Annotated in this window: 24 protein-coding genes; 4 read left to right on the forward strand and 20 right to left on the reverse strand. The window is 50.2% G+C overall.

Going from position 1 to position 21,190, the window contains the following annotated elements; translation table 11 throughout:
* Positions 1–335: 335 nt before the first annotated feature.
* Positions 336–527 (reverse strand): hypothetical protein, encoded by a 192-nt coding sequence (locus ACX1C1_RS05230; protein WP_458956076.1) that lies wholly within the window; start codon positions 525–527, stop codon positions 336–338.
* Between the two features lie 158 nt (positions 528–685).
* Between ACX1C1_RS05230 and ACX1C1_RS05235 the strand changes: the two genes are divergently transcribed.
* Positions 686–910: a helix-turn-helix domain-containing protein gene (locus ACX1C1_RS05235; RefSeq protein WP_458956077.1), complete on the forward strand. Its 225-nt coding sequence runs from the start codon at positions 686–688 to the stop codon at positions 908–910.
* Positions 911–1,154: 244 nt separating this feature from the next.
* Here the strand turns inward: ACX1C1_RS05235 and ACX1C1_RS05240 are convergent, their stop codons facing one another.
* The 14 genes from ACX1C1_RS05240 to ACX1C1_RS05305 all read right to left on the reverse strand — a co-directional run bounded on the left by ACX1C1_RS05240 (position 1,155) and on the right by ACX1C1_RS05305 (position 9,783).
* Positions 1,155–3,800 carry a phage tail protein gene (locus tag ACX1C1_RS05240; RefSeq protein ID WP_458956078.1) on the reverse strand — a complete coding sequence of 882 codons (2,646 nt, stop codon included), beginning with the start codon at positions 3,798–3,800 and terminating at the stop codon, positions 1,155–1,157.
* Positions 3,801–3,803: 3 nt separating this feature from the next.
* A complete protein-coding gene (locus ACX1C1_RS05245) occupies positions 3,804–4,076 on the reverse strand; it encodes a hypothetical protein (protein ID WP_458956079.1) in 273 nt (90 codons plus the stop codon).
* Between the two features lie 67 nt (positions 4,077–4,143).
* Positions 4,144–4,722, reverse strand: a complete 579-nt coding sequence (locus tag ACX1C1_RS05250) for an HK97 family phage prohead protease (RefSeq protein WP_458956080.1) — start codon at positions 4,720–4,722, stop codon at positions 4,144–4,146.
* 17 nt (positions 4,723–4,739) lie between these two features.
* A complete protein-coding gene (locus ACX1C1_RS05255; protein ID WP_458956081.1) occupies positions 4,740–5,336 on the reverse strand; it encodes a hypothetical protein in 597 nt (198 codons plus the stop codon).
* 287 nt (positions 5,337–5,623) lie between these two features.
* Positions 5,624–5,890, reverse strand: coding sequence for a hypothetical protein (locus ACX1C1_RS05260; RefSeq protein ID WP_458956082.1), 267 nt, complete (start codon positions 5,888–5,890; stop codon positions 5,624–5,626).
* Positions 5,891–5,905: 15 nt separating this feature from the next.
* A complete protein-coding gene (locus ACX1C1_RS05265) occupies positions 5,906–6,121 on the reverse strand; it encodes a hypothetical protein (RefSeq protein WP_458956083.1) in 216 nt (71 codons plus the stop codon).
* Positions 6,102–6,308: a hypothetical protein gene (locus ACX1C1_RS05270; protein WP_458956084.1), complete on the reverse strand. Its 207-nt coding sequence runs from the start codon at positions 6,306–6,308 to the stop codon at positions 6,102–6,104. Before ACX1C1_RS05270 ends, ACX1C1_RS05265 begins: the two co-directional genes overlap by 20 nt.
* On the reverse strand, positions 6,305–6,979 hold the full coding sequence (locus tag ACX1C1_RS05275; protein WP_458956085.1) for an RNA polymerase sigma factor: 675 nt from the start codon (positions 6,977–6,979) through the stop codon (positions 6,305–6,307). The genes ACX1C1_RS05270 and ACX1C1_RS05275 overlap by 4 nt, the downstream gene beginning before the upstream one ends.
* Positions 6,966–7,439: a hypothetical protein gene (locus tag ACX1C1_RS05280; RefSeq protein WP_458956086.1), complete on the reverse strand. Its 474-nt coding sequence runs from the start codon at positions 7,437–7,439 to the stop codon at positions 6,966–6,968. The genes ACX1C1_RS05275 and ACX1C1_RS05280 overlap by 14 nt, the downstream gene beginning before the upstream one ends.
* The gene (locus tag ACX1C1_RS05285; protein WP_458956087.1) at positions 7,357–8,310 is read right to left on the reverse strand and encodes a replication protein; all 954 of its coding nucleotides are present in this window, start codon (positions 8,308–8,310) and stop codon (positions 7,357–7,359) included. Before ACX1C1_RS05285 ends, ACX1C1_RS05280 begins: the two co-directional genes overlap by 83 nt.
* A 37-nt stretch (positions 8,311–8,347) precedes the next feature.
* Positions 8,348–8,740, reverse strand: a complete 393-nt coding sequence (locus ACX1C1_RS05290; protein WP_458956088.1) for a helix-turn-helix domain-containing protein — start codon at positions 8,738–8,740, stop codon at positions 8,348–8,350.
* 13 nt (positions 8,741–8,753) lie between these two features.
* Positions 8,754–9,176: a hypothetical protein gene (locus tag ACX1C1_RS05295; RefSeq protein WP_458956089.1), complete on the reverse strand. Its 423-nt coding sequence runs from the start codon at positions 9,174–9,176 to the stop codon at positions 8,754–8,756.
* An 87-nt stretch (positions 9,177–9,263) separates the two neighbouring features.
* A complete protein-coding gene (locus tag ACX1C1_RS05300) occupies positions 9,264–9,509 on the reverse strand; it encodes a helix-turn-helix domain-containing protein (protein ID WP_458956090.1) in 246 nt (81 codons plus the stop codon).
* Positions 9,510–9,561: 52 nt separating this feature from the next.
* Positions 9,562–9,783: a helix-turn-helix domain-containing protein gene (locus tag ACX1C1_RS05305; protein WP_458956091.1), complete on the reverse strand. Its 222-nt coding sequence runs from the start codon at positions 9,781–9,783 to the stop codon at positions 9,562–9,564.
* A 160-nt stretch (positions 9,784–9,943) separates the two neighbouring features.
* On the opposite strand from ACX1C1_RS05305, the gene ACX1C1_RS05310 reads away from it, so the two are divergent.
* Both ACX1C1_RS05310 and ACX1C1_RS05315 read left to right on the forward strand, forming a co-directional pair.
* Positions 9,944–10,447, forward strand: a complete 504-nt coding sequence (locus ACX1C1_RS05310; protein WP_458956092.1) for a helix-turn-helix domain-containing protein — start codon at positions 9,944–9,946, stop codon at positions 10,445–10,447.
* A 156-nt stretch (positions 10,448–10,603) separates the two neighbouring features.
* Complete coding sequence (locus ACX1C1_RS05315) at positions 10,604–11,791, forward strand: site-specific integrase (RefSeq protein ID WP_458956093.1); 1,188 nt, start codon at positions 10,604–10,606, stop codon at positions 11,789–11,791.
* Positions 11,792–11,848: 57 nt separating this feature from the next.
* Here the strand turns inward: ACX1C1_RS05315 and ACX1C1_RS05320 are convergent, their stop codons facing one another.
* Complete coding sequence (locus ACX1C1_RS05320; RefSeq protein WP_458956094.1) at positions 11,849–13,807, reverse strand: hypothetical protein; 1,959 nt, start codon at positions 13,805–13,807, stop codon at positions 11,849–11,851.
* Positions 13,808–13,957: 150 nt separating this feature from the next.
* On the reverse strand, positions 13,958–14,419 hold the full coding sequence (locus ACX1C1_RS05325) for a hypothetical protein (RefSeq protein WP_458956095.1): 462 nt from the start codon (positions 14,417–14,419) through the stop codon (positions 13,958–13,960).
* Positions 14,420–14,767: 348 nt separating this feature from the next.
* Here ACX1C1_RS05325 and ACX1C1_RS05330 point away from each other — a divergent pair, with 348 nt between their 5' ends.
* Positions 14,768–15,859, forward strand: a complete 1,092-nt coding sequence (locus ACX1C1_RS05330; protein ID WP_458956096.1) for an LPXTG cell wall anchor domain-containing protein — start codon at positions 14,768–14,770, stop codon at positions 15,857–15,859.
* 291 nt (positions 15,860–16,150) lie between these two features.
* Here the strand turns inward: ACX1C1_RS05330 and ACX1C1_RS05335 are convergent, their stop codons facing one another.
* The 3 genes from ACX1C1_RS05335 to ACX1C1_RS05345 all read right to left on the reverse strand — a co-directional run bounded on the left by ACX1C1_RS05335 (position 16,151) and on the right by ACX1C1_RS05345 (position 21,012).
* The gene (locus tag ACX1C1_RS05335) at positions 16,151–16,873 is read right to left on the reverse strand and encodes a response regulator (protein ID WP_458956097.1); all 723 of its coding nucleotides are present in this window, start codon (positions 16,871–16,873) and stop codon (positions 16,151–16,153) included.
* Positions 16,854–18,041, reverse strand: a complete 1,188-nt coding sequence (locus tag ACX1C1_RS05340) for a sensor histidine kinase (RefSeq protein WP_458956098.1) — start codon at positions 18,039–18,041, stop codon at positions 16,854–16,856. The genes ACX1C1_RS05335 and ACX1C1_RS05340 overlap by 20 nt, the downstream gene beginning before the upstream one ends.
* Positions 18,042–18,294: 253 nt before the next feature.
* Positions 18,295–21,012: a stalk domain-containing protein gene (locus ACX1C1_RS05345; RefSeq protein ID WP_458956099.1), complete on the reverse strand. Its 2,718-nt coding sequence runs from the start codon at positions 21,010–21,012 to the stop codon at positions 18,295–18,297.
* Positions 21,013–21,190 lie beyond the last annotated feature (178 nt).

The following is a 21,190-nucleotide window of genomic DNA, read 5'->3' on the forward strand; positions in this document are numbered from 1 at the left end:
TAATAAACCCACACCCAGAGTCATAAATAACATGGCTTTCCCTCCAGAACTCAGTAGTTCTTTCACTTTTGTGGAAGGGATTTAATACGAGCTTCGTCCTTCGGTACGCTTGAATTGAAGATATTCCGTGGCTTTGTTCTAGCCTGGAACTTTGCAGGAATAGCGGATGGAATAGATCGGACAAATGCGTAGACGTCTGCGTATATCAGTTCGTGGAATATTAGCTGGAATGATTCGAGGAATGGTGTGGCAGCCTGCCTAGCTTCACGCTTTGCCACGCGAATGTTCCGTTCGACTGTTCGACCGTTTCTTTTAAAAGGGGAATGGACGATCGCCTACGACATCGCAATCAATGCCAGCGCGGCCGCCCCCCACGCCCACACGATATAAGCCCCGGATCCAATCAGAAACCACCTGCCAAATTGCTTTGCCGTCCTGGCCGCGGCTGCGTTTCCCTGCGCCGTAAATCGTTTTTCCAATGCTGCCGATCCGATCGCTACTCCAGCGACGAAAACCACTGTCATCATTGCCGCTCACTCCTTTGCTGGAATATTCCGAGGACCATGCCCCGGACCTGTTAAAAGCATACGGCGGACCGCTTGTACAATATTCGCAATAGATTGGGAAAGGTTCGTTTAATTTTGAGAATCCTGTCCAGACTGTTTGTTAAAGGGAGGGGATTGGCTTGTTTGGAATAGGAAAGAGGCGGAGCCGACTAGGGAAGTGGCTTGATCAGAATAGCCTGAAGCAAGAGGATCTCGTGAAGGAATCGAAGGTGAGCCGGAATACGATTAGCAAAGCATGCTCCGAGGAAGATTTCATACCGAGCGCGGCCGTCATGAAGAAGATTATCGGCGCGCTGCGGACAATCGATCCGGACGTTAAGGGGAGTAAGTTTTGGGATGTGTAAAAATGAGCAAACCATGCCGGATATACGTCTAGAGAACTTCAAGGACATCGAAAAGAAAGTCGCATTCTCCATAAAAGGCAAACATGGGATGATCAACGTGATCTTACCGGAGAAAGAATCGACATACGAAGATTGGATTGAGTTACACCGTTTCTTAGCCACCATCATTGTCAGGAACGCAATGAAGAAAGGCCGCCTATAAATCGACGGCCATCCTTACATCCGTCAGAGTGACGGATACGAATTAGGTGGTTCGAATCATCATGTTCCCAACGCGGCCCTGCTCCGAATCCAGATACGGCTTAATGGCTCGGGCGATTTCCGTTCCGCTGATCTGCAGGACGATATCTCCACCGCCACTACTGTTTCCGCCTTGCCCCATCTGCATGGCATTCATGACGGCCGTGCCTAGCGCGCCGGCTATCTTGTCGACAAAGGTCGTCTGCTCGAGTGGCATTACTAGCTCCGATCCGCGCTCGCCGGCGATGTAATTGCCAAAGTTCGTGGCGCCGTCCACGATACCGCCGCGCGCGAGTTCTGGAATGCGCGGAATATTTGGAATGCCGATCGAGAACCCTTCGACAAGCGTCTTGCCATTAAGCGGATTCTTAACCGATGGTATGTCGATCGAGATGTCGTTCACCTTGCCAATGAATGAGTTAATATTGCGGATCACGGCGTTGATTGCATTTTTTATCGTTGTTCCAATGTTGCCCCATATTCTCCCGGTCTCCACCTCGAGCTCGTTCCAAATGCCGACAACGCCTTTCTTGACGCCACTAAAGTCAAGCTTAACGATCTCGTCCCACTTCGTTTTAAGCGCGGTTTTTATGTCCTCCCACTTCGTGCCGACATCAGTCTTGATTTCATCCCATTTAGTGGAGAGCGTTGTTTTGATTTTGTCCCAACCGATCATCGTCAGGAATTCGCCCCATTTGGTATTTAAAGTTTCACGGATCGAGGTCCATTTTGTGCTGACATCCGTCTTCACTTCGTCCCACTTGGTGCTGAGACGGTCCTTCACATCCGACCACGAGATACCTTTAATCTCTTCCCATTTGTCGGAGATCGCGGTCTTGATGGCGTCCCACTTCGGCGCGATGTTGTTCTTGATTTCTTCCCATTTGCCGCCGATCAGGATTTTCAGCGCATCGGCCTTCAGATTGGATTCGGCCTTCATGTCCTCCCATTTGGTAGCGACCGCGCTCTTAATCGCCTCCCATTTGGTCCCTGCGTCCGTCTTAAACTGGTCCCACTTCTTGCCGATGGCGTCCGTGACCGCTGACCACGGGTATTCTTCTAGCGCTTTCCAGCCTTCCTTGACGCCTTTGGTGACCCCCGCCCATATGCTCTTTGCATTGTCCCTGATCCATTCCCAATCGTTTACGGTGCGCTGCCACCATGAGTTGACTGTAAAATATCCGTTTCCTGTAAGGCCAAGCTGGTCAAGGATCGCGCCGATCGACTTGACTGCACCGTCTACGCTCGTCTTGATGCCGTCAATGGTCTTCTTAACGTCCAGTGTGACGATGCCTTCGAGAATCTGGAAGAAGCCCTTCCAGCCTTCGAGCGAACCTTCTGCGATCTCCATATCGCCTTTGCGGGCTTTCCAGAACCTTCCCGCAAGGAAATCTAGGAACGTTTGAACCGCCGGAGTCTGTACGAAACCTTTAATCGATTCGCCTAACCCATTGGCCTGGTCAATGATACCTTTAAGAGCATCGCGCATCTCTTTGGCCTTTCCGGTTATATCAGCGAGTTTGCCAGCGAATGCTTCCATTGGGGAAATCGAATAAGGATCAAACAGTTGTCCACCGCCTAACGAAGGAGCACTGACTTCTCCTGCGCCTGCACCTGACTCTCCTCCGGAAGTGTCTAGCTGATTGACTTCGTCAAAACTCGCTAGAGCTCCTTTGGCTGCTTTACCTGCTGCTTTGTAAGAGTCCCCCAGACTCGATACCGATCCCACCTGTGCATCGGTTGCCTTTGTTTGCTGGGTTGTCGCCTTCTTTGCGTCGCCCCCAAACAGACTAGACATGAACTGCGCCACGTATGTTGCAACCGTAGCGAGTGATCTCGCCATTGCAGTTAGAGCTGGGAGCACCGCATTTAGAATCGGCAGGAATGCCATTCCGAGGGCAGTTTGTAAATTTTTAAGCTGGGCAGTGAACTTACTGGTTGCTGTGTGAGTGTTCTTCGTTAGCTCTACGCCGTATTGCTTCGCAGCTTGTTCCACGATCGATAAATAGCGAATTTGTTGAGCGAGAATGCCGTTCTGGCTGGCAATCTGATCCCACGTGCGGCCATTCGAAAGTTGTTTAAATGCGTCGGACATCTGAATGACAGAAGTTTGAGCCAGAATGCCCAAGTCTTCGATCGCCTCGGTATTCCCGAGCATGCCTGATCTGATTCGCTCCCCAACGTCATCCATTGTCCGGCCGGTCGCGGAAGATACGACAGCCATAACCTTTACTAGGTCTTGAGTCTGCTTCGTGAGCCGACCTGTATCCTTCTCGAAGATCCGAATCAGGTTCCCGTAGGTCGCGGCATACTTGGCAGCCTCTGCCTTGCTCATGCCCATTGCAGCTGCATTGTCGCGAGCCCACGAATAGAAGGTAGCGGAGCTATCCCCGAGCATTCGGTTAACGCGCATGACATTGGCTTCGAAATCCATTGCCGATTTGGCTGCCGCCGCCATCCCGGCAGTCACAACAGCCACCGAGGCCGCTGCCACTGCGGCCACCTTCGCCAAGCCTGTACCAACGCCTTCAATTTGCTTATTCATGTTGACCTTGAAATTCTTCACCGTATCTTGTGCCTTTTTAAATTCCTTCCGCATGCCGGAGAAATCGGCTCCTGCCCTCACGAGGAGCTGCTTAACCACACTCATTGATTACCACCGCCTCCATCCGGTGCGGCCTGCTCCGGATTTTGTTAATTTCTTAGTTTGCTTCACAATGTGATTTACTTTCTTTTCAAGCTTCGCTTTTTCCGCTAACAGAGTTTCGAGTTTGATCCGCAACTCGGCCTCTCGGGTCGTATCCTCCGCCACTATCGCCCGTTCCAGTTGTTCAATAAGGGAATTGAACTCTTTTTCCATTACGTTGATCGCTTCTATGACCTGGCTGACTTCGGTCATAAGAGCAAGACCACTTTGATCGGACATACTTCCTTCACCTCATATCTTTAGAGTAATGGCCGGCGATCAACCTCAATGATCGCCGGCCATGTTTTCATCGCCGCCCTACTGCGTACCGCACTCCCTCAACCCCTCGCGTGGTTCTCATAGGGCCGATATCTCCTGCGCTGGCCGTCGTGGACTTGTAGGCAGGGCTATCGACAAGCGAAATTTCGTACAGCTCCATTACCTTAATAGTCCGCCAGGTCATTCCCCCGAGCTGCTCATCGTTCCAGTCCGACTTTTTGAACAAGAAGCTGCACTTATCAAAGAAGCCTGTCCGGACGCCATCAATCATGCGCATAGCTCGATCGTTGTTGGCAGAGAGTTCAAAATGGAGACCGTCCTCACGATCAAACAGCTTTAAATTCGATTGCGTATCACCGAGGAGAGCTCGAGCTTCGTGGTTGACTAGGCACGTAATGTTGTGGCCGGCGGCAAGCGTTTCTTTAAGCGCCCCGCGCTGGATCCGCTCCATGAACGTTTCGCCTTTCTCCGTTTGAATGCGAGTCCATACGCCGTAAGGGACCGCCAGCCCAGAAATGACGTTATCGCTACCGACGGCTCGTACATTTAGGGGAGAATTGTAAAGTCCGCGAAATGCCAAAGACGTTGTTGATTCAATTCGATTCATTCGCTTCCCTCCAGGAATTATTCAGTGGTTTGGAACGGCTTGACGGTTAAGCTTTCAATCATCGCCATTACCGTCCAGAATCTCAGATCATCGCCCGTTGAACGCTGATCGTCTATTTCTCGATTACCTTGAATTCCAAATCGCAATTGGTTTTCGCGGTCGATATGAAGTTGGTCAATTGCTCTCAGATGTGTAACCTGCTCTTCATTAAGCACTTTGAGCTCAGATACCCCCTTAATGAGTTGAGCACGGACCGTCTTCAACTTCTCGCAAATTTCCGACGCTTGCGCTTCGATTCTATCTGACTCTGCGAAGTGCTCTCCTACAAGCTCAACTCTGAGGCGAAGCGCCTTGTTATTCGTAGCGGATGACAGTATTTTGATGATTTCTTTGTTCTGCTTAACGCGTTTATACGCCTCGTCTCGTTGTTTCTCGAGATCCAAAAGTTCCTGCTCGTCAACGCCGTCCTGTACCGCAATGGTGAAGTTGTCCACGTAGGAATCGAGGATTATTTGGTCCTGTTCATTTTCTTCCATCAGTCGGTCTACCCTGTCCTGCGTCCGTTGGGATTCGGTTCTCAATTGTTCCTGTAATTCCATGATCTTTGAGTTCAAAAATATCATCTCCCTGGGTTCATAAGTGTTATTGCCAGACTTCTGTCGATATCGCTGCAAATCTAACGTTATAAGTGCAAAATTTAGGGGAGGGGGGTCATGCGCGCGCCCTGTGTGTTATTTGAATGGGGCACATCGGTCTTGGGGAAAGGGCTCCCCCTTGGCTTGAAGGGGGGGGTGCCTCCCCTTTCGCGTCCTCCCCCGCCCGTCCGTCGTGAAATTCCTGACGGTCTTCTGAGCCCTCCGTCGCTGCTCGATCGCGTTGATATAAACCGACAGCCTGCCAATCATGACGCCGCAAGCGCCTTGCTGAAGAATCCTTTCGGCAGCCCGAGCGGCTCCTCTACATCTGTCAAATCGATAGCCATCTCGCCGTTCTTATTTGGCTTGGCCACACTGACGAATACCTTCACGACGTCCTCGTACTGACGATCAAGGTAGCGAGCCAGGCCGTGAGCGAGCAAGTCATTAAGCCGGCAGCCGCATGCTGCCACCCCTCGTTCCAGATCGTGCTCGAGATTGTACTCCAAACCGCAGACTTTACAATGTTTCACGATTGCACCTCCGAGTTATAGTCGTGTGTAGATCTCGCCGCACTCCTGGCGCAGCTCATGGATCCGATCGATGATGCCGGAACATTCCTTGATGCTGAGACGGCGCAGCCTTTGATTATCGTTGATGATTGCCTGTAAACGATGGAGCTCTTGCCTTTTCTCCTGCAGCCGTTCGTAATCGGCCGAGTGGCAGAGCGGGCATGCGGGATGCCTAATTGCTTGCTGCATCATGGTCGTAATACCCGAGCGTAATCAATTGCATCGTTCCCGCATTGCTGACAGCGACGTTCTTAATGATCCGCCCTTCTCCCAGCAGCTTTATGAAGAGTTTCAAATCGCGCTGGTAAAGCTCTGTGCTGTCCGAAGCGTCTAAGCATACTTCTTTATCTTCAAGCCCGTTATTTTGAATTGTTGTCATGTTTCATCATCCTTTTCGTTTTGGTTTTCTGGCCCGTTAAGGCCGAATGCGGCTGCCAGCTTCGTAAATGCGCTATTCCGTCGTTTCTGGAACGTTCCCTCGCTGATTTGGAGCGTCTGAGCGGCGTCGTAATCGGTGTAGTACTCGAAACCCACTGGATAGTACCGAACTTCAATTAAACGTCGCTCAGGCTCCGGCAGGCGTGCGACGGCTGCCTCTATGTCGTCGACTTGCTTCTGTTGTTCTTCCGTCAGGCTTCCGCCGGAATCGGATACGTATTTGTGGAGGTGATAGTTTTCGAACACCTTGACAACACGTTCCTTCAGGAGCTTGTACTGCTTTTCCTCGTCACTCTCCCCCTGCGACCACGGGCTTTCCATGAGCGCCTTCCAGAACTCAGGACCCGTCTCGAGTTTTATGGATTCCGCCAGGTCTAGCGCATCCCAATCCTTGTTGACCAACCATTTATGCTCTGCGTTGATGAAATCAATGTATTGCTGCAGCTTGTCGGGGCTGCGCCGGCTGAATTCCTTCAAAATTAACGACAGCAGCTTCTCGAGCGATTGGGGAACCGTGTATTCGGTGTAAAGTTCGAGCGCGAATCCCTTATGCTTCACAATGTAGTGCCCCTTGGGCGCGCTTTTCGTTTTGTTTCCCTTATCTGAACTCATCTGGATCCTTCCCCTCCTCCACCCAGCGCTGTAATGCCATGTCCCTATCTCGAGCAACGATTTCTTTGTCACGAGAACGGTTTTGGAGCTTTTCCCATGGAGCCGGCTTCTTTGGAGGCATGATGCGCTCAAGTTCCTCTATTTGCTTGTCCCACATAGAAGAATCAAACGCCTCTGGCTGCCCTCCACTCTTAATAAAGGTGTAGAGCGCTTCGTCTTTTCCCTCTTTGAGTTCGTAGAGTTCCACAGTCCATTCCATGTAGTCGTAATCGATGATCTCAGCGGCCGTCGGCGCAAACTTGTTCGTTTTTATGTGCTCCATTAAATTTTTTTGAGCCCTTTCGAACGGGTAGTCGCTTAACACCACGAGCCACATCTCAGTTTTCAGGTCGTCGATCTGGAAGCTCGAATAGAAATTGTTGATGATTAGAAAAAGCTTCTTGAGTTCCGTCTTTGTCACGTAGTTCCTCCTCTCTGATTTCTCGCATTAGTTGCTCGTTTTGGCTGAGCTGGCGGTTGCCTGTTTGCGGCCGGCCTTTATGTTTTAAATCCATCTGCATTGCAAGGTCGACGTATTTATCTCTCAGTTTGCTTGGAGATAATATATTGAGTTGCCAAAAGGGGTCTGATGTGCTCCAGTCGATTACCCTCTTTAGTTCCTGCTTGTCCGGCTTGTCAATTTCGATAATCAACCTGAACTCATCCGCCCATTTCTGCATATCTCTATTTTTTACAAGATGCGCTTTACCATTGGCTTCTGCATGCTCCATTATCTTTTGATGAAAATAAACAGCCATCTGGTAGTAAGGGTGATCCTCGGAATAAGTGTTTTTCTTATTGCGAGTCTTTCTTTCAATACTTTCTTTAGAGTTTTCTTTAATACTTTCTTTCTTGGGGAGCGAATTAGTTCCCACTCGTGGTAACGGATCAGTTCCCACATGTAGGAGCAAATCGGTTCCCTCGGTGGTATCTAAATAGTTCCCACCTCTCTTATTTAGTGGGAGCGGATTAGTTCCCACACGCCACGCACCTAATTCTTTGTTAAGAGCCAGTGTTCTTGGCGTTGTGTTATCTCCAGACTTGATGACATGAACTACGTTCATCTCGATTAGCTTCTTGATTTCCCTCTTAACTTGAACGGGATTGGCACAAATGGCCTTTGCTAAGTAGCCAATGGAAAATTCGTGTTCATTTCGATGGAATCCATCGGTGTACCGCAAGATCACCAGGATTATACTAAATTGTGTACCGTTGAATTTTGATCTCGCTACATGCTCAAGCACATCATTGCCGATCTGTGTGAAATTACCTTTGTGTTCCGCATCTTCCATTCACCTCACGTCCCATTCAGCGCAGCGGCAATTCTCATCACGCACGCCCCCGTTGCATCTCCGCAAATTGAATCGCATTATCACGCTTCTGGCGTTCTTTCCACTCGATCAAGTCCGGCCGATCAATTTTTCGTTGACCGCCGATCGTATAACTTTTGATTCCTCCGTACTCCGGATTCTTTTGGCAGAATTCATACACCCGTTGACGGCCAATCCCGAGGAAGTCAGCAGCGATTTGCGGCGAGCATATGTCCGGTAGGTCTTCGGCGCGGTGAATTTTCTTCGGCGCCCGGCGCTTTGGTGCTTTGGCTTCTGCCGTCGGGGCTGCTTCTCGCTCCCCCAGTACGGTTGCCAACTCGGCGCGGAAGAGCTCTCGCATCTCCAGCAAGAGTTCAGGAGACGGCTTCAAGTCAATTTGCAAGGTCTGCATTAGCTATCCCTCCTCAATAGTCCCCGCCGCTTGGCGGCGCCTGTTCATTAACCGGAGGGACTGTCTCGCTGTAGTTTGCAATGAACGTGTTATCCCTGTTCACATAGAACGTCGGGCCAAGGTATCCGTAATTGAAATGCCTGGTCAGCATGTCGTAAGCGCTGATTGTCTTCAGCCGCTCCACAATTTCAGCAAGCCCCGCGACGGTCCTCTTGTCGTCGATACCGATTGAAATGAAGCTATCCCAATCGTCGGCCATCTTATAAGCTGCAGGGAATTGATCATCCGGAACGACCTTGACCAAGTTGACCTCGAAGCCCTCGCTCACAACTGCGAATTGCGGCTCGATCAGGAAGGCGATTTGCGGGTAATCGGTATCGGATGGATGAATGTCGGGATCCATTGGATATCGCTGTTTGATCTCAATTTGCTGCATGATTAGGCCCCTCTCAATTGGCTGCCAGCAAGCGCAGCTCGATTAAATTTTTATTACGAGTCCGAACGTAAAGCCGGCCGTTGACAGTCACGCCGTAATATCGATGTTGCATGGGATCCGACCTCCTGGCGTCCGACCGATGTAAACGTGTTGCCAACCAAGTAAGCCGTAAACGCGGCAGATTTTCGCAAGGTAAAATAAATTCGCTTTCGTACTGTCTTCCTCATAACGCTTGATCGTTCGAACGTTGATTCCCGTCTGTTCGGCTACTTGTTTAGTGTCAAGGCCAGTGTTATCGCGGTACTGCTTAAGCGTTAATTGATACTTGCTCATGCTACGGTCTCCCTTCTGATTTAGGCATTACGTCCTTTTTTTGTGTATTGCACTACACATTTCGATCAAAAAAATGTGTGAACCCCTTTTCTGGAAAAGCTTTCAACACCCCCGCAATTAATGTCGGCCCCGGCGAACAGTACGATGGGTGACTTACGTCCAGCTTGGCCCGCCACAATCGACTTCGAGAAATCCCCATTCTTCTAGCCATTTCGCTTTCGTTCCAACCTTTTTCCTTTTGAGCTTCCTCCAGCTTATCTGCCTGTAGCCTCACTCGGCCTCATCTCCTTTCGTGTTGATTGAATGTGTATTACTCTACACACAATATAACGCATATCCCAGACATATGCAACAAAAACTTTTCGCAGGCTACACAAAAGTGTTTTATCCTCGAAACGCTTATGGTATCATGTAGGAAATCGGAGGTGCTCAAATTGGATAAGGATCTAGTAGAATTCGGTAAATTCTTTAAACAACATAGAATTGCAAGTGGATATAAAAGCCAGCGCCAGCTCGCCCTTGAGAGCAAAATCAGCAACGGTACGATCGCCAGGATTGAGGGCGGAACTCAAAAAGCATTGCCCGAAACGCTACGCGTTCTCGCAAAACACATTAAAACTGCATCGTATAGTGAGCTCATGTATAAAGCTGGATATATGGAAGACGGCAGTATATTAATCAACGGTGTTTTAAGTTCCCCGGAATCTGCCATCGAACAGATGATTGAGAGTGCCACGGACGGCCTGACCATTGACGGGACCTTTATGTCATCCCAGGAAGCGTTGGAATACTTCCGCAAAAAGCAGCGCGAGAAACGCGAGGCCGAGATTACAAATTACCTCGATCGTCCGGATCTTACTTATAACGGGGCGAGCATCTCTCTCGAAGACCGGCAGCGAATTAAAGAAATGCTGGGCATCATATTCCGAGGCCAGTAATGCTAACCAGCGCAATTTTCCGTTGGTCGATTACTAAGTTTTCAGTAACCCTAACGATGTCATCACGGCATATTCAAACGCTCACCAAAATTGGTGATCGTCGCCACAGTTGCATCAAAGCGCTCAGTGGCATCCAACAATAAGGAGGTTCATGGCATGGCATCATACCGAAAACGAGGCAAAACGTGGTCATATACCGTCGAGGGCCAGCGCGATCCAGTAACGGGAGAAAGAAAGCAGATCACAAAAGGCGGCTTCCGTACAAAAGAAGATGCAAAAGTAGCTGCAGCCCGTGTAGAAACGGAGCTGGAGGACGGCACCTATGTAAAGCCAACAAGGAAAACGTTCAAGGAGTTCACAGAGGAATGGCTCAAGTATTATGCGGCAACCGGAGAGGTGAAGAACGGAAGTGTACGGGTACGTAAATCCAGAGTTAACAAGTTGTTAACGTACTTCTCTGCGGCTCCTCTAACCTCTATAACACGCCAGCAGTATCAGGACATGCTTATATCCCTCAAATCAGAAGGATTGGCAAACGAAACCATCATGAGTACGCACGCCACTGCCAAACTGATCTTTAAAAGAGCCATGGAGCTCAATTTGATAAAGCATAACCCCACTGACTATTCGAAGGTTCCGCGGCATGCAGTCACCGTTGATGACATTGAAAACGCAACAGAGATCCCTAAGTATCTGGAGAAAGAAGAACTCGCCCGCTTCCTCGCCGCCGCGAAGGAACATGGTCGTGATTTTGACTATGCCATATTTATGGTGCTTGCTTACACGGGGCTCCGGGTCGGCGAACTAATAGCACTGAAGTGGAGCGACATCAATCTCGAAAACATGACCATCAGCATCACGAAGACGTACGACAACGAAAACAACAATACGAAGGCGTATCAGCTAGTGCCGCCCAAGACACTGGCCAGCATCCGCGTTGTTGAATTTGATGAAACTCTAAAGACTGTATTTGAAAAGCACGCTGTTCATCTGAAAGAAAAGAAAATGAGGTACCGGAACAGGTTCTACGATAAAAACTTCGTGTTCCCGAATGTCGGGCCCAAATATCCCGGCTATCCGTTGGTGCAGAAGACGGTCGAGGAGCGCATGAGGCGCCTATTAGAACTTGGAGAGATGAATACGGAGTTTACCCCTCACTCACTCAGGCATACGCACACAACGCTACTTGCAGAGGCTGGGGCGACGTTAGCCGAGACAATGGAACGGCTTGGTCATAAGGACGATAAAACGACTAGGCTCGTATACTTGCATGTGACCAAATCGATGAAGCGTGGAGCTGCTCAGAAATTCAGCAAGCTCATGAACAAAGTTGTCAAAATGTGAGCATAACCATATTTATAACACCGACTATCCCCATTTTATAAGGAATTCCAGCGTTTATTATAAAACCATCTCTGTTTTGCCCGCTCCGGTGACTGCCCATATGAGAAATTTACGGTCGGACATGGGACTTTGGACAAGCTGCTGTCCCCCCTTAGCTTCATAGGAATCTGAGAGGGAACGCGTCTTCATCTTGTTACCTTCTATAGACGCTACAGATTGCTTGGCTCCAGTATGCTCTACGACTTGTCCCACTCGATGCGACGTTACCATAGACTGCGAATCCCGTGAGGACATCGAAACTCCGATATCGCGTTGTGCCGACTCGGACGCATGTTTTTCCTTGCTCCGTTCTCGATAACCCGCAGGAGACACGAACCGTGCGAGCGCCGAATGGATGGAGTTTCTGAACCGTTGAGACTTCTCTTGCTGCCGCCGCATAGTCGGGCGTTCCTCCAGATAGTCCAGCGCCTTTGCCGTCGCGTCCCTTTGAGCTGGACTTAACGACCACCGTCCCAATCTCTCAGGCGTGCTCTGCTTTCGCATAACCTTCCATCTTCCAAGGCCATGCTCCTTCCAGACCGGCGAGTCGTAGACGCCGCGAATGAGCAACTCGCACTCTCGGCTTCGGCCCATCAGAATGCAGGCCTCGCAATATGCGCAATCGCGCCCGCATGCCAAGCACGCCGCGCGCCGCAGCTGCGCCTCCCCGCTGCCGCAACGCTGGCAGCGAAGCCGGCGCCGAGCGTCCGCCCGCTTGCCCACAGGGGCAGCGACCGCTCCGCCGAGGCGCACCTGCCCGTGAAGCGCCGCCAACTGGAACGCTTCACGCCAGTTGGCCTCTTCGGCGCCGGGCACGGTCGCGCTAGCTAGCAGGGCGCGCGCTTCTGCGCTAAGCAGCGCGCGTCCCTGCATGAGCGTGGCGGCAAGCTTCGCTATTGCCGCTGCGTGACTCCAGCGGTCGGCGTCCATGGCGCGCCGACCGTCACCTGCGCTCCAGCGCACCACGCCTTGGCGTCTGACCGCAGGTTTGGTCCGCTCATGGGGTTGCTGCCCACCTATATCCCACAGCCCCCTGACCTGCAACTCGGCGCTGGCCTTTAGGCCATGCTGCCAATCATGCTGTGCATCCTCTGACTCTTGCCACCTGTGTTCTTGTTTCTCTTGAACATCCTTAACACGTCCTGTATGCGCCGCCCATGCCTTTACATCAATTGTATTTGCATCACTGCTCCGCTGCCCTGCCATCTTCTGTTCATTCATCGAATTTGCATCACTACCCAACTGCCTTGCCAGCTTCTGTTCATTCATCGAAATTGCATCACTCCCCCGCTGCCCTGCCATCTTCTGTTCATTTATCGATTTTGCATCACTCCCCTGCTGCCCTGCCATCTTCTGTTCATTCATCGATTTTGCATTGTTCATCACCCGCTCCTCCACCCCTCTCCCATCGCTCCTCATCTTCCCACTCCCCGCTTTACCTTTAACCACATTCCCCTCCCACTCCGTCACTCCGCTCTCCACCAGATCTATTTCCACTTTTGTATCGCTCCCTTCCGACCTTTCTTTTTGCATTGTTCTAAACCTGCTTTCCCTGCTATCCTCGACTTCTCTATAACCAATCGCATTGCGAGCCCAACCCAACATCGCTCGGAAGCGGCTTCGGGGTTCCAGCTCCTTTGACTCTTCTATACAACGTGACATCAATCGCACAGCCTCGGCTTCGCTTAACGTTTCGTAAGGTGTGGCTCCTCGCACAGTCCATCCACCTTTTGAACTTATCCCTAATCTCCGCCCAACATCAGCTAACGCTTTGATACGAGTAGAGCGTGCCCTCCATCGCTCGACCGCCTCTGCCGCTTGTCCAAGCGGCAGCTCCTCGCTCCAGATCCAGATGCACTCCGCTTCCTCCTTCGCATAGCGATGATCAAGCCAATACGCGTAATCCACATCCGGGGCCAGCGTCATCCACGCCTCCCATTCATCGCGTTTCCTCCTTACATACACATATGCTTTCATCTATCATCCCCCCAATTCTCATCTTCACCGTCCTGCCAGACACGAAAAAAGCACACCGACGACGCCGTTAAACGGCGATCATCAAGTGTGCTTCACTTGGTATTCTTATACTTTTTTCGTACGTTCATTAAGTTATATTGCGATTATAAGCTAAAAGGGCATCTTAGACAAGTCTTCAGGATTTTGTAAATCTACTAAGATCGCATGATCAGCGACTGAAACGATCCCCTCTGTTTGTAGCATCCACATTAAGTGGACGGCGCCTTCCGAGCCAGAGGGATAACGCTTACTCACCTTGCCATCCTCGTCCTTTTGCCAATCGTCTTGGTGCAGTTTGGCCCTATCATGATTGCGATTCCATTGATCTACGATCGTTTTCGATTCCTCCGAAAGTCCACGATCCAGCACCGTAAGCCGTATATCATTCCCCGACCATCTCGAGAACGAATAAAGCGATCTTAAGTACCACTCCATATGGGGCTGCCTGCCGTCCGCTATCAACACATAATGTTTACGTGACTTATTTCGTTCTTTCCCGAACCTGAATGTCACATGTACTAGAAGTGCAGCGGCCGCATAACAACCGATGATCAGCAGCAGAAGCTCTAACATATCAGCCACCTCCTCTTTGTGACAATATATGCCGAGCGGCGCCCATCGGTTACGGGAATCAAGGGACAAGGAGAGGATTTGGACTGTGACTCAAGATTCGACAATCATTTCACGCAAACTAACAACTTCTCCCAAAATAACACCCTTGTTGAATTTCCAAATTGTGCTATCATTTTTGTACAACCTATATGCATATATTCAAATGACTCTTTGGTATGACTTCATCTCAGAAAGGAATGCCTGTCCGTACTGACCAAAGGTGCGCAGCGTTTCAATCAACCCATTGGTTAGGGGAGGGATATGTACAATCTAAGGGGAGCAGTTCAATAATAAGAGGAGAGTGAATTCATGTCGAGTGTAAAAAAGAGACTCTCATTGCTAGTTGTAATGATACTAATTGTATCATTACCGCTAGGGTCGTTAGTGTTTGCTGAGGGTCGCGATGAAGATCCAGAAAACGACTCCATCCAGATCTGCCAGAACTATATCAAAAACATTAATTCCATCAAACGGGACGAAGTCGTATTCGATATAAATGACAACGGGACGGCGACTGTCCACTTCGAGACGACCATGAGCTGTGTCGAGGTCACTTTCTCGGACTATACTTATGTCTCGCAGCCTCAGCCTTATGAGGAGCAACAAATCTTTGATACCGAAACATTCTACGCCGATACGCCCGGCAAATACTCTATCACAATCGACCTTCCGCTGTGCGGCAATACGCAATTAGACCTTTATTTGGGACCTGTCCAAACGCAATTAAAGCCAGGTACCGGACATGATTGGCTAATCAAATATACCTACCATAAAGCAACTGGCTGTACCGTGTCGACACCAACACCGACACCAACACCGACACCGACACCGACACCGACACCGACACCAACACCAACACCGACACCAACACCAACACCAACACCAACACCAACACCAACACCAACACCAACACCAACACCAACACCAACACCAACACCAACACCAACACCAACACCATCGCCAACTCCAGATCCGACACCATCGCCAACTCCAGATCCGACACCATCGCCAACTCCAGACCCGACACCATCGCCAACTCCAGACCCAACACCATCGCCAACTCCAGATCCAACACCATCGCCAACTCCAGATCCAACACCATCGCCAACTCCAGATCCAACACCATCGCCGACTCCAGACCCGACACCATCACCTACACCTGAAGCATCGCCGTCCGAATCACCTACTCCTTCGCCTACTGAGATCATCGTAGAGGAGGAAGAAGTACCTAAAGGTGACCCGAATGAAGAGGTTAACAATTCGACAGAAGAGATTATCCCTAACGTCAGTACACTACCAAAGACAGGCGACACCAGCCCTATGCCTTATTACTTGCTCGGCAGCTTTATGGCGGTATCCGGCTTCATTGTCCTGAGATCTCGTCATCGCCAGCAAAAATAATTACTAAAAAGCACAGCCCTCTTACAGACGGCTGTGCTTCTTTCTGTTTGGCTATTCTTGTTTCATGGTACGACACCGCCGTGTGATTTTTCACATACATTCGCCTCGGCGGGGCGCGTTACGCTCCGAAGAATATAGAGAACGTATAGCGACGTGCGCAATAGCCCGAGAAAAAGAAAATCGGGCTATTGCTCGCAGCAGCCCGCCCTCATCAGGCGCTGCCTTAAACAAAAAAACCCGAAACCCGCGTATCCGCGAATCTCAGGTCTCTAATTACATCCCAACGACAAACTACAGCGTAACCCAACCGAACTTAATGGAGTTGATAACGGCTTGCGTACGGTCGTCGACTTCCATCTTCTGCAGAATGCTGCTGACATGGTTTTTGACCGTTTTCTCACTGATGAAGAGGAACTCCCCAATCATCTTGTTGCTCTTGCCCTCCGCCATCAAACGAAGAACCTCTGCCTCACGTCTAGTCAGCGGGCTCTCTTCGGCTGCGTGATACTTCACGCCTGCCTCCTTGGCTGCCGCAGCGCCTGTAGCTACGCCCATCTCGTCCAAATAGGTCATGCGGCGCAACTGATTAATCAGCTTGCCCGTGACTTTTGGATGGATGTAGGAGTAGCCTTGCTGTACGGAACGGATGGCATTGATAAGCGCCTCCGCCTCCATGTCTTTGAGCAAATAACCCGTCGCGCCCTTGCGAAGAGTTTCGAACACATAGCTTTCATCGTCATGAATGGACAAGATAATGACCTTTACATCAGGGAACATCGTCTTCAGACGTTCTGTCGTAACGACACCTGTTTCGATGGGCATATTGATATCCATAAGCACGATCTCAGGCAACGTATGATTACAGAATTCCATGACTTGAATGCCGTCCCCGCATTCTCCGATGACCTCAATGTCGTTCTCCATATTAAGGATACGTTTTAACCCTTCGCGAAACAGCTGATGATCATCAGCCAATAAGATTTTGATCTTGTTGTTAGGTGTGGTCTGATTCATTAGTCTCAGTCTCCTTTCTATGTTCAGAAGTCGTGGGAATATCTATTACAATCTTCGTACCTTGTCCCGGATTTGAGTCTATCTCCAACCTTCCTTCAATCAACTCCACCCGCTCCCTCATCCCTACTAGGCCAAAATGAGCATTACGTGTCGCCGGCTGATTCATACTTTCTAAGCGGAAGCCTGCACCATTATCCTGAATAGTAATCGTTATAACTTGAGGCTTGAAGCAAATTTCGAGGGAAACATGTGAAGCGCCTGCATGCTTGAGCACATTGGAGAACGCTTCTTGGACCATGCGATATATAGCGGCTTCCATCGCTGACGGCAACCGAATTTCCTTGCCGCTCAACTCGAATTTGGTGAGTACCTTCGCCTTTTCCTCGAAGTCCTGGGCGAACTTCCGAAGCGTAGGAATAAGTCCTAGGTCGTCAAGCGCCATCGGACGAAGATTGAAGATGATCTTACGGATTTCCTCCAGACCGGAGCGGACCTGGCCCTTGAGATCAACTAACTCATCTTGCACCAGCTCGAATTGCCCTTTGATGAGCATTCGTTCGGCGATTTCGGTTCGCAATACGATATTCGCAAGCGACTGCGCGGGGCCGTCGTGAATTTCTCTTGCGATTCTTTTGCGTTCCTCCTCCTGGGCTACAATAATCTTAAGCCCCAGCAGTTGTCTTGTTTTGGCTGATTCCAGAATCCTTGTCACCTGATTCAAGTCACCAGTCAGATATTCGAGAACGACATTCATCTGCGAACCAATCATCTCTGCACGCTCAACGGATTTCTCCACATTGCGTACTCGCTTCTGAAGATCGTCGCGACGAGTCTTCAAATAATTTTCTTTCTCCCGATAGACCATCAGGTCCAGCTGAATCTGAGTCGCCTTCTCATAAGCGGATTTAATATCCTCTTCTCTATAGCGAACAAAGTCGCGGCTAACCTCGGTCAAGCGTATCCGTGCAAGCCGATACTCCTGCTCCAGCCTATCTACCTTATCGATGGTGCGGAGATTTTCTTGCATGACCTGCTCCAGCTCCTGCTCGAGCGCTTCCAGCTCGGAACGGGCAGATTCGCATATTTCATATATCTGATATTTGCTGTCCTCCATCACCTTAATGGCATTGGATATAACTCTGTTGATGTCCACTGTCAGGTGATCCACGCAGCCTGGCACTCCCCTATCCCTTACGAGGTTTCATGAACTCCATATCGGCCTTAGCCTAATACTCTACGATGTAGGTCGCGCGTACGAGCCGCGCAATTGAACCTGCAGGTTCAATGGCTGCTGGTCCTGCTGCACGGCTCGGGACATACGAACTATCTTATTAGAGTTTTGCAAGCTGTCGTTATCATTAAGACAAACCTATAGAATATTCTTTTCTATCATACCACACTATAGCCCTATGGCGTCCAGCCTAATCTATTGTAATTCGTCTTAATTTATCCTCATATTTGACCTTGAATCCGAGCTTTTCGGAGAACAATCGAATCGGAATCAACGATCTGTTATTTTGAATAAACGGCGCTACATCGGATGTGTATCTCACGCCATTCAGCGTATAATCCTTTTGTCCCAATGTCATCTCCAGCAGCTGTGAGCCTCGGAGCACCGTTATTTTTCTTGTCTTGTCATTAAACAGGACTTGCGCTCCCATCGCTTCTGTTACGAATCGCAGTGGAACATAAGTGGAGTCCCCTTGCAGCACTGGCACCGCTTCAAGCGTTGTTCCTTTGCCGTCTACCGTCGCCTTGGCACTGCCGATCGTCATCACGATTGATGAGCGCGCCGGCTCTTTCACGGTAGTAGCTGTCTTTAGCGTGAGATTATCGATGGCAATCGCTCCAACCGGTATCTTCTCGACATCGGCTTGTCCAAGCGTCACCACGTAAACACGCTTCAGCTTGGCAGGGAATGTGACTCCGGCAAGGTCGATTTTGACATTTTTCCAGCCTGTCCAGTTAAGCTCCTTGGCTACGTCCAGCAGATGCACTTTGCCAGCAGCATCCACGATCTCTGCGCGTACCCAATTATTGCTTGTATCGCTGTATACATCCATAGTCAGCGAGGATGGTGTTCCCGACAACGTAAGCCCGTTGCCCAGAACGCCATAAGAGGCTCTCGTGCCCGTTCCGGACGTGAAGTCGTAGGAAATTTGCAGTGCCTTGCCGCTTTTCTGCTCAGGCAAATCACTCACCATTTTCACTGTACCCTTCGTCGTGTCGGCTGGCGTGACTTGTGATGTAATCAGATAACGAGCAACCTCGAAGTCCTCAATCGTCTTCGCTTCCTCACCCTGGACGAATGGCACCATTGTGCCGTAGCCGTCATAACGTGCGATTGCGTAACCAGTCGTCGAGTCTGGCAGCAGCTCATTAACCGTGACCGCTCCTGCTTTGTACTCGCCTTCGAAGCCGACAAACTCCCACACGAACGAATCGCCGGACAAGTTATACGTACTCCCGTTTTTGAGCTTGACCGTAATCGGCACCTGCAAGCTGGAGCCTTTGGTCAGCATGCCCGCTGACGCATTAATCCGCATGGAAGCGATTTGATCTTGGCCGATGACCTCGACGTCGTAGCTCGACGTTACATCTCCCGATGTCACCGTTACTTGCGTTTTACCGATCTTAGATGCAGTGAACACATTGCCGACAAACGTTCCCACCGCCGCTGTCGTCTTCCAGCTTTGACCGGATGAATCGATGCTCATCGGGTTATAATACGTATCGTAGCCACTGGTGGAGTAGGTCGCGCTCTGCCCAAGCAGCATAATGTTCGGTCCGTTCACCAGCATCCCCTTGAGCTTGCCTTGCGGCGCGTTCGTGAACACCCCGATTCCATTCGATACGGCGCGCTGCGAACTCTCTTGTGTAGGGTGTGCAAGCTGCAACGAGGTGCTGCCGAGCGGACGCTCTGTCATCGTAGTGGATCCGCCGCCATCGAGATTAATCCCCTTCTGAATACCGAGCTGCACCATCACCTGCTGCAACTCCTTCAAGCTAAGCCCAGTATTGCTACCCGACTTCTCAGCCGTAATCAGGTACACCTTGTTGCCGTCCTTCGAATAACCAATGCCGGATCTGGATGTATACGAATTGCCGCTTACTCCCGCGATATCACGCGAGAATGCAGCAGCCGCACCGTTATCTACCAGCAGCGTGTGTCCCCCAACCATCATGGAGAACGAGGCAGGGTCGACTTTTACCCCTTGAGTCTTGGACGAAAGTGCATAATCGGCCGTGATCGCATCTCCAACCTTCAGATTATCCTGGATGAACTTAGCCGCTTCTCCCTGTCCCGCACGCAAAATATAACCGTTCTCAGGAATAGGCATTTGAATCGCTTCATTCACCTTCGTTTCTACAACCACACCATCAATGATCAACGCCTCAGTCGGCTTCGTCGCCGAATTCATCGGCCGCTCCGCCCCGCCCCAGGCATCGGTATAGATGTACAGCTTATTCGCATGGCTATAGGTGAAGCCAGCATCTTCTGGATAATACGCCGACTTGTTTAAGCCCTCCAGCTCAAACGAGTTGCCATTCGCAGCCGTAACAGAGCCAATAAACGAATATGAGTCGATTACCGGCTTACGGTCCTTGGTCAGCGCGAAAGCATACATTCCCTTTAGTCTGGACGTGCTCGAAGTCAGCTCTCCTCCTTGAACCTGAGCCCCAAGCGGCGCGCCCTCGCTATTCGACATAATAAAAACATCGCCATTGATGCCGCCAATAGCTCCGTTTTCCTTCGTCATATTCAAGATATTGTTACGCTGGCCAACGCTGTTCGATTTGCCGCTCATCGTGTCGAGCGATACGTATGGATTGGTCAAATCCACTTCGATGACATGTACAGCCGTTTGAACGCTCTTATTGCTTCTAGTCGTGGTAAATGTATAGTCCATGCGCTTAGCGCCAGATGTTAACATGGATTGAGACTTCAGCTTTAACGAGGCCGCGGTCGAGGCGCTAACCTCTTGCGTCAGCAAAGTGCGGAAGCTATCCGGCGCAATCGATGCAACCGGTCCCGCAATAAGTATGCCGCTCATCGCTATGATAATAACCTTCGTCCCTAAGTGACCTCTCCTCTTCTGCCCTTCGTTTCCCTTCAACTTGCCCATGATCTTTTGCAACTCTCCCATCCTATGTGTCTATCTATAATAGACTACAAGAATGGTATAAAAGTTACGTTTTTCGATATAAAAGACTACTATCACTTCATATATTCCGAAAAGAAATGTTAATCTCCTGATGATCCTAAACGCTATCCTATCAAAAGAAAAAAGGCATGAGCGAAGCTCCGCCCATGCC

This window comes from Paenibacillus sp. strain BS8-2, assembly GCF_054483835.1.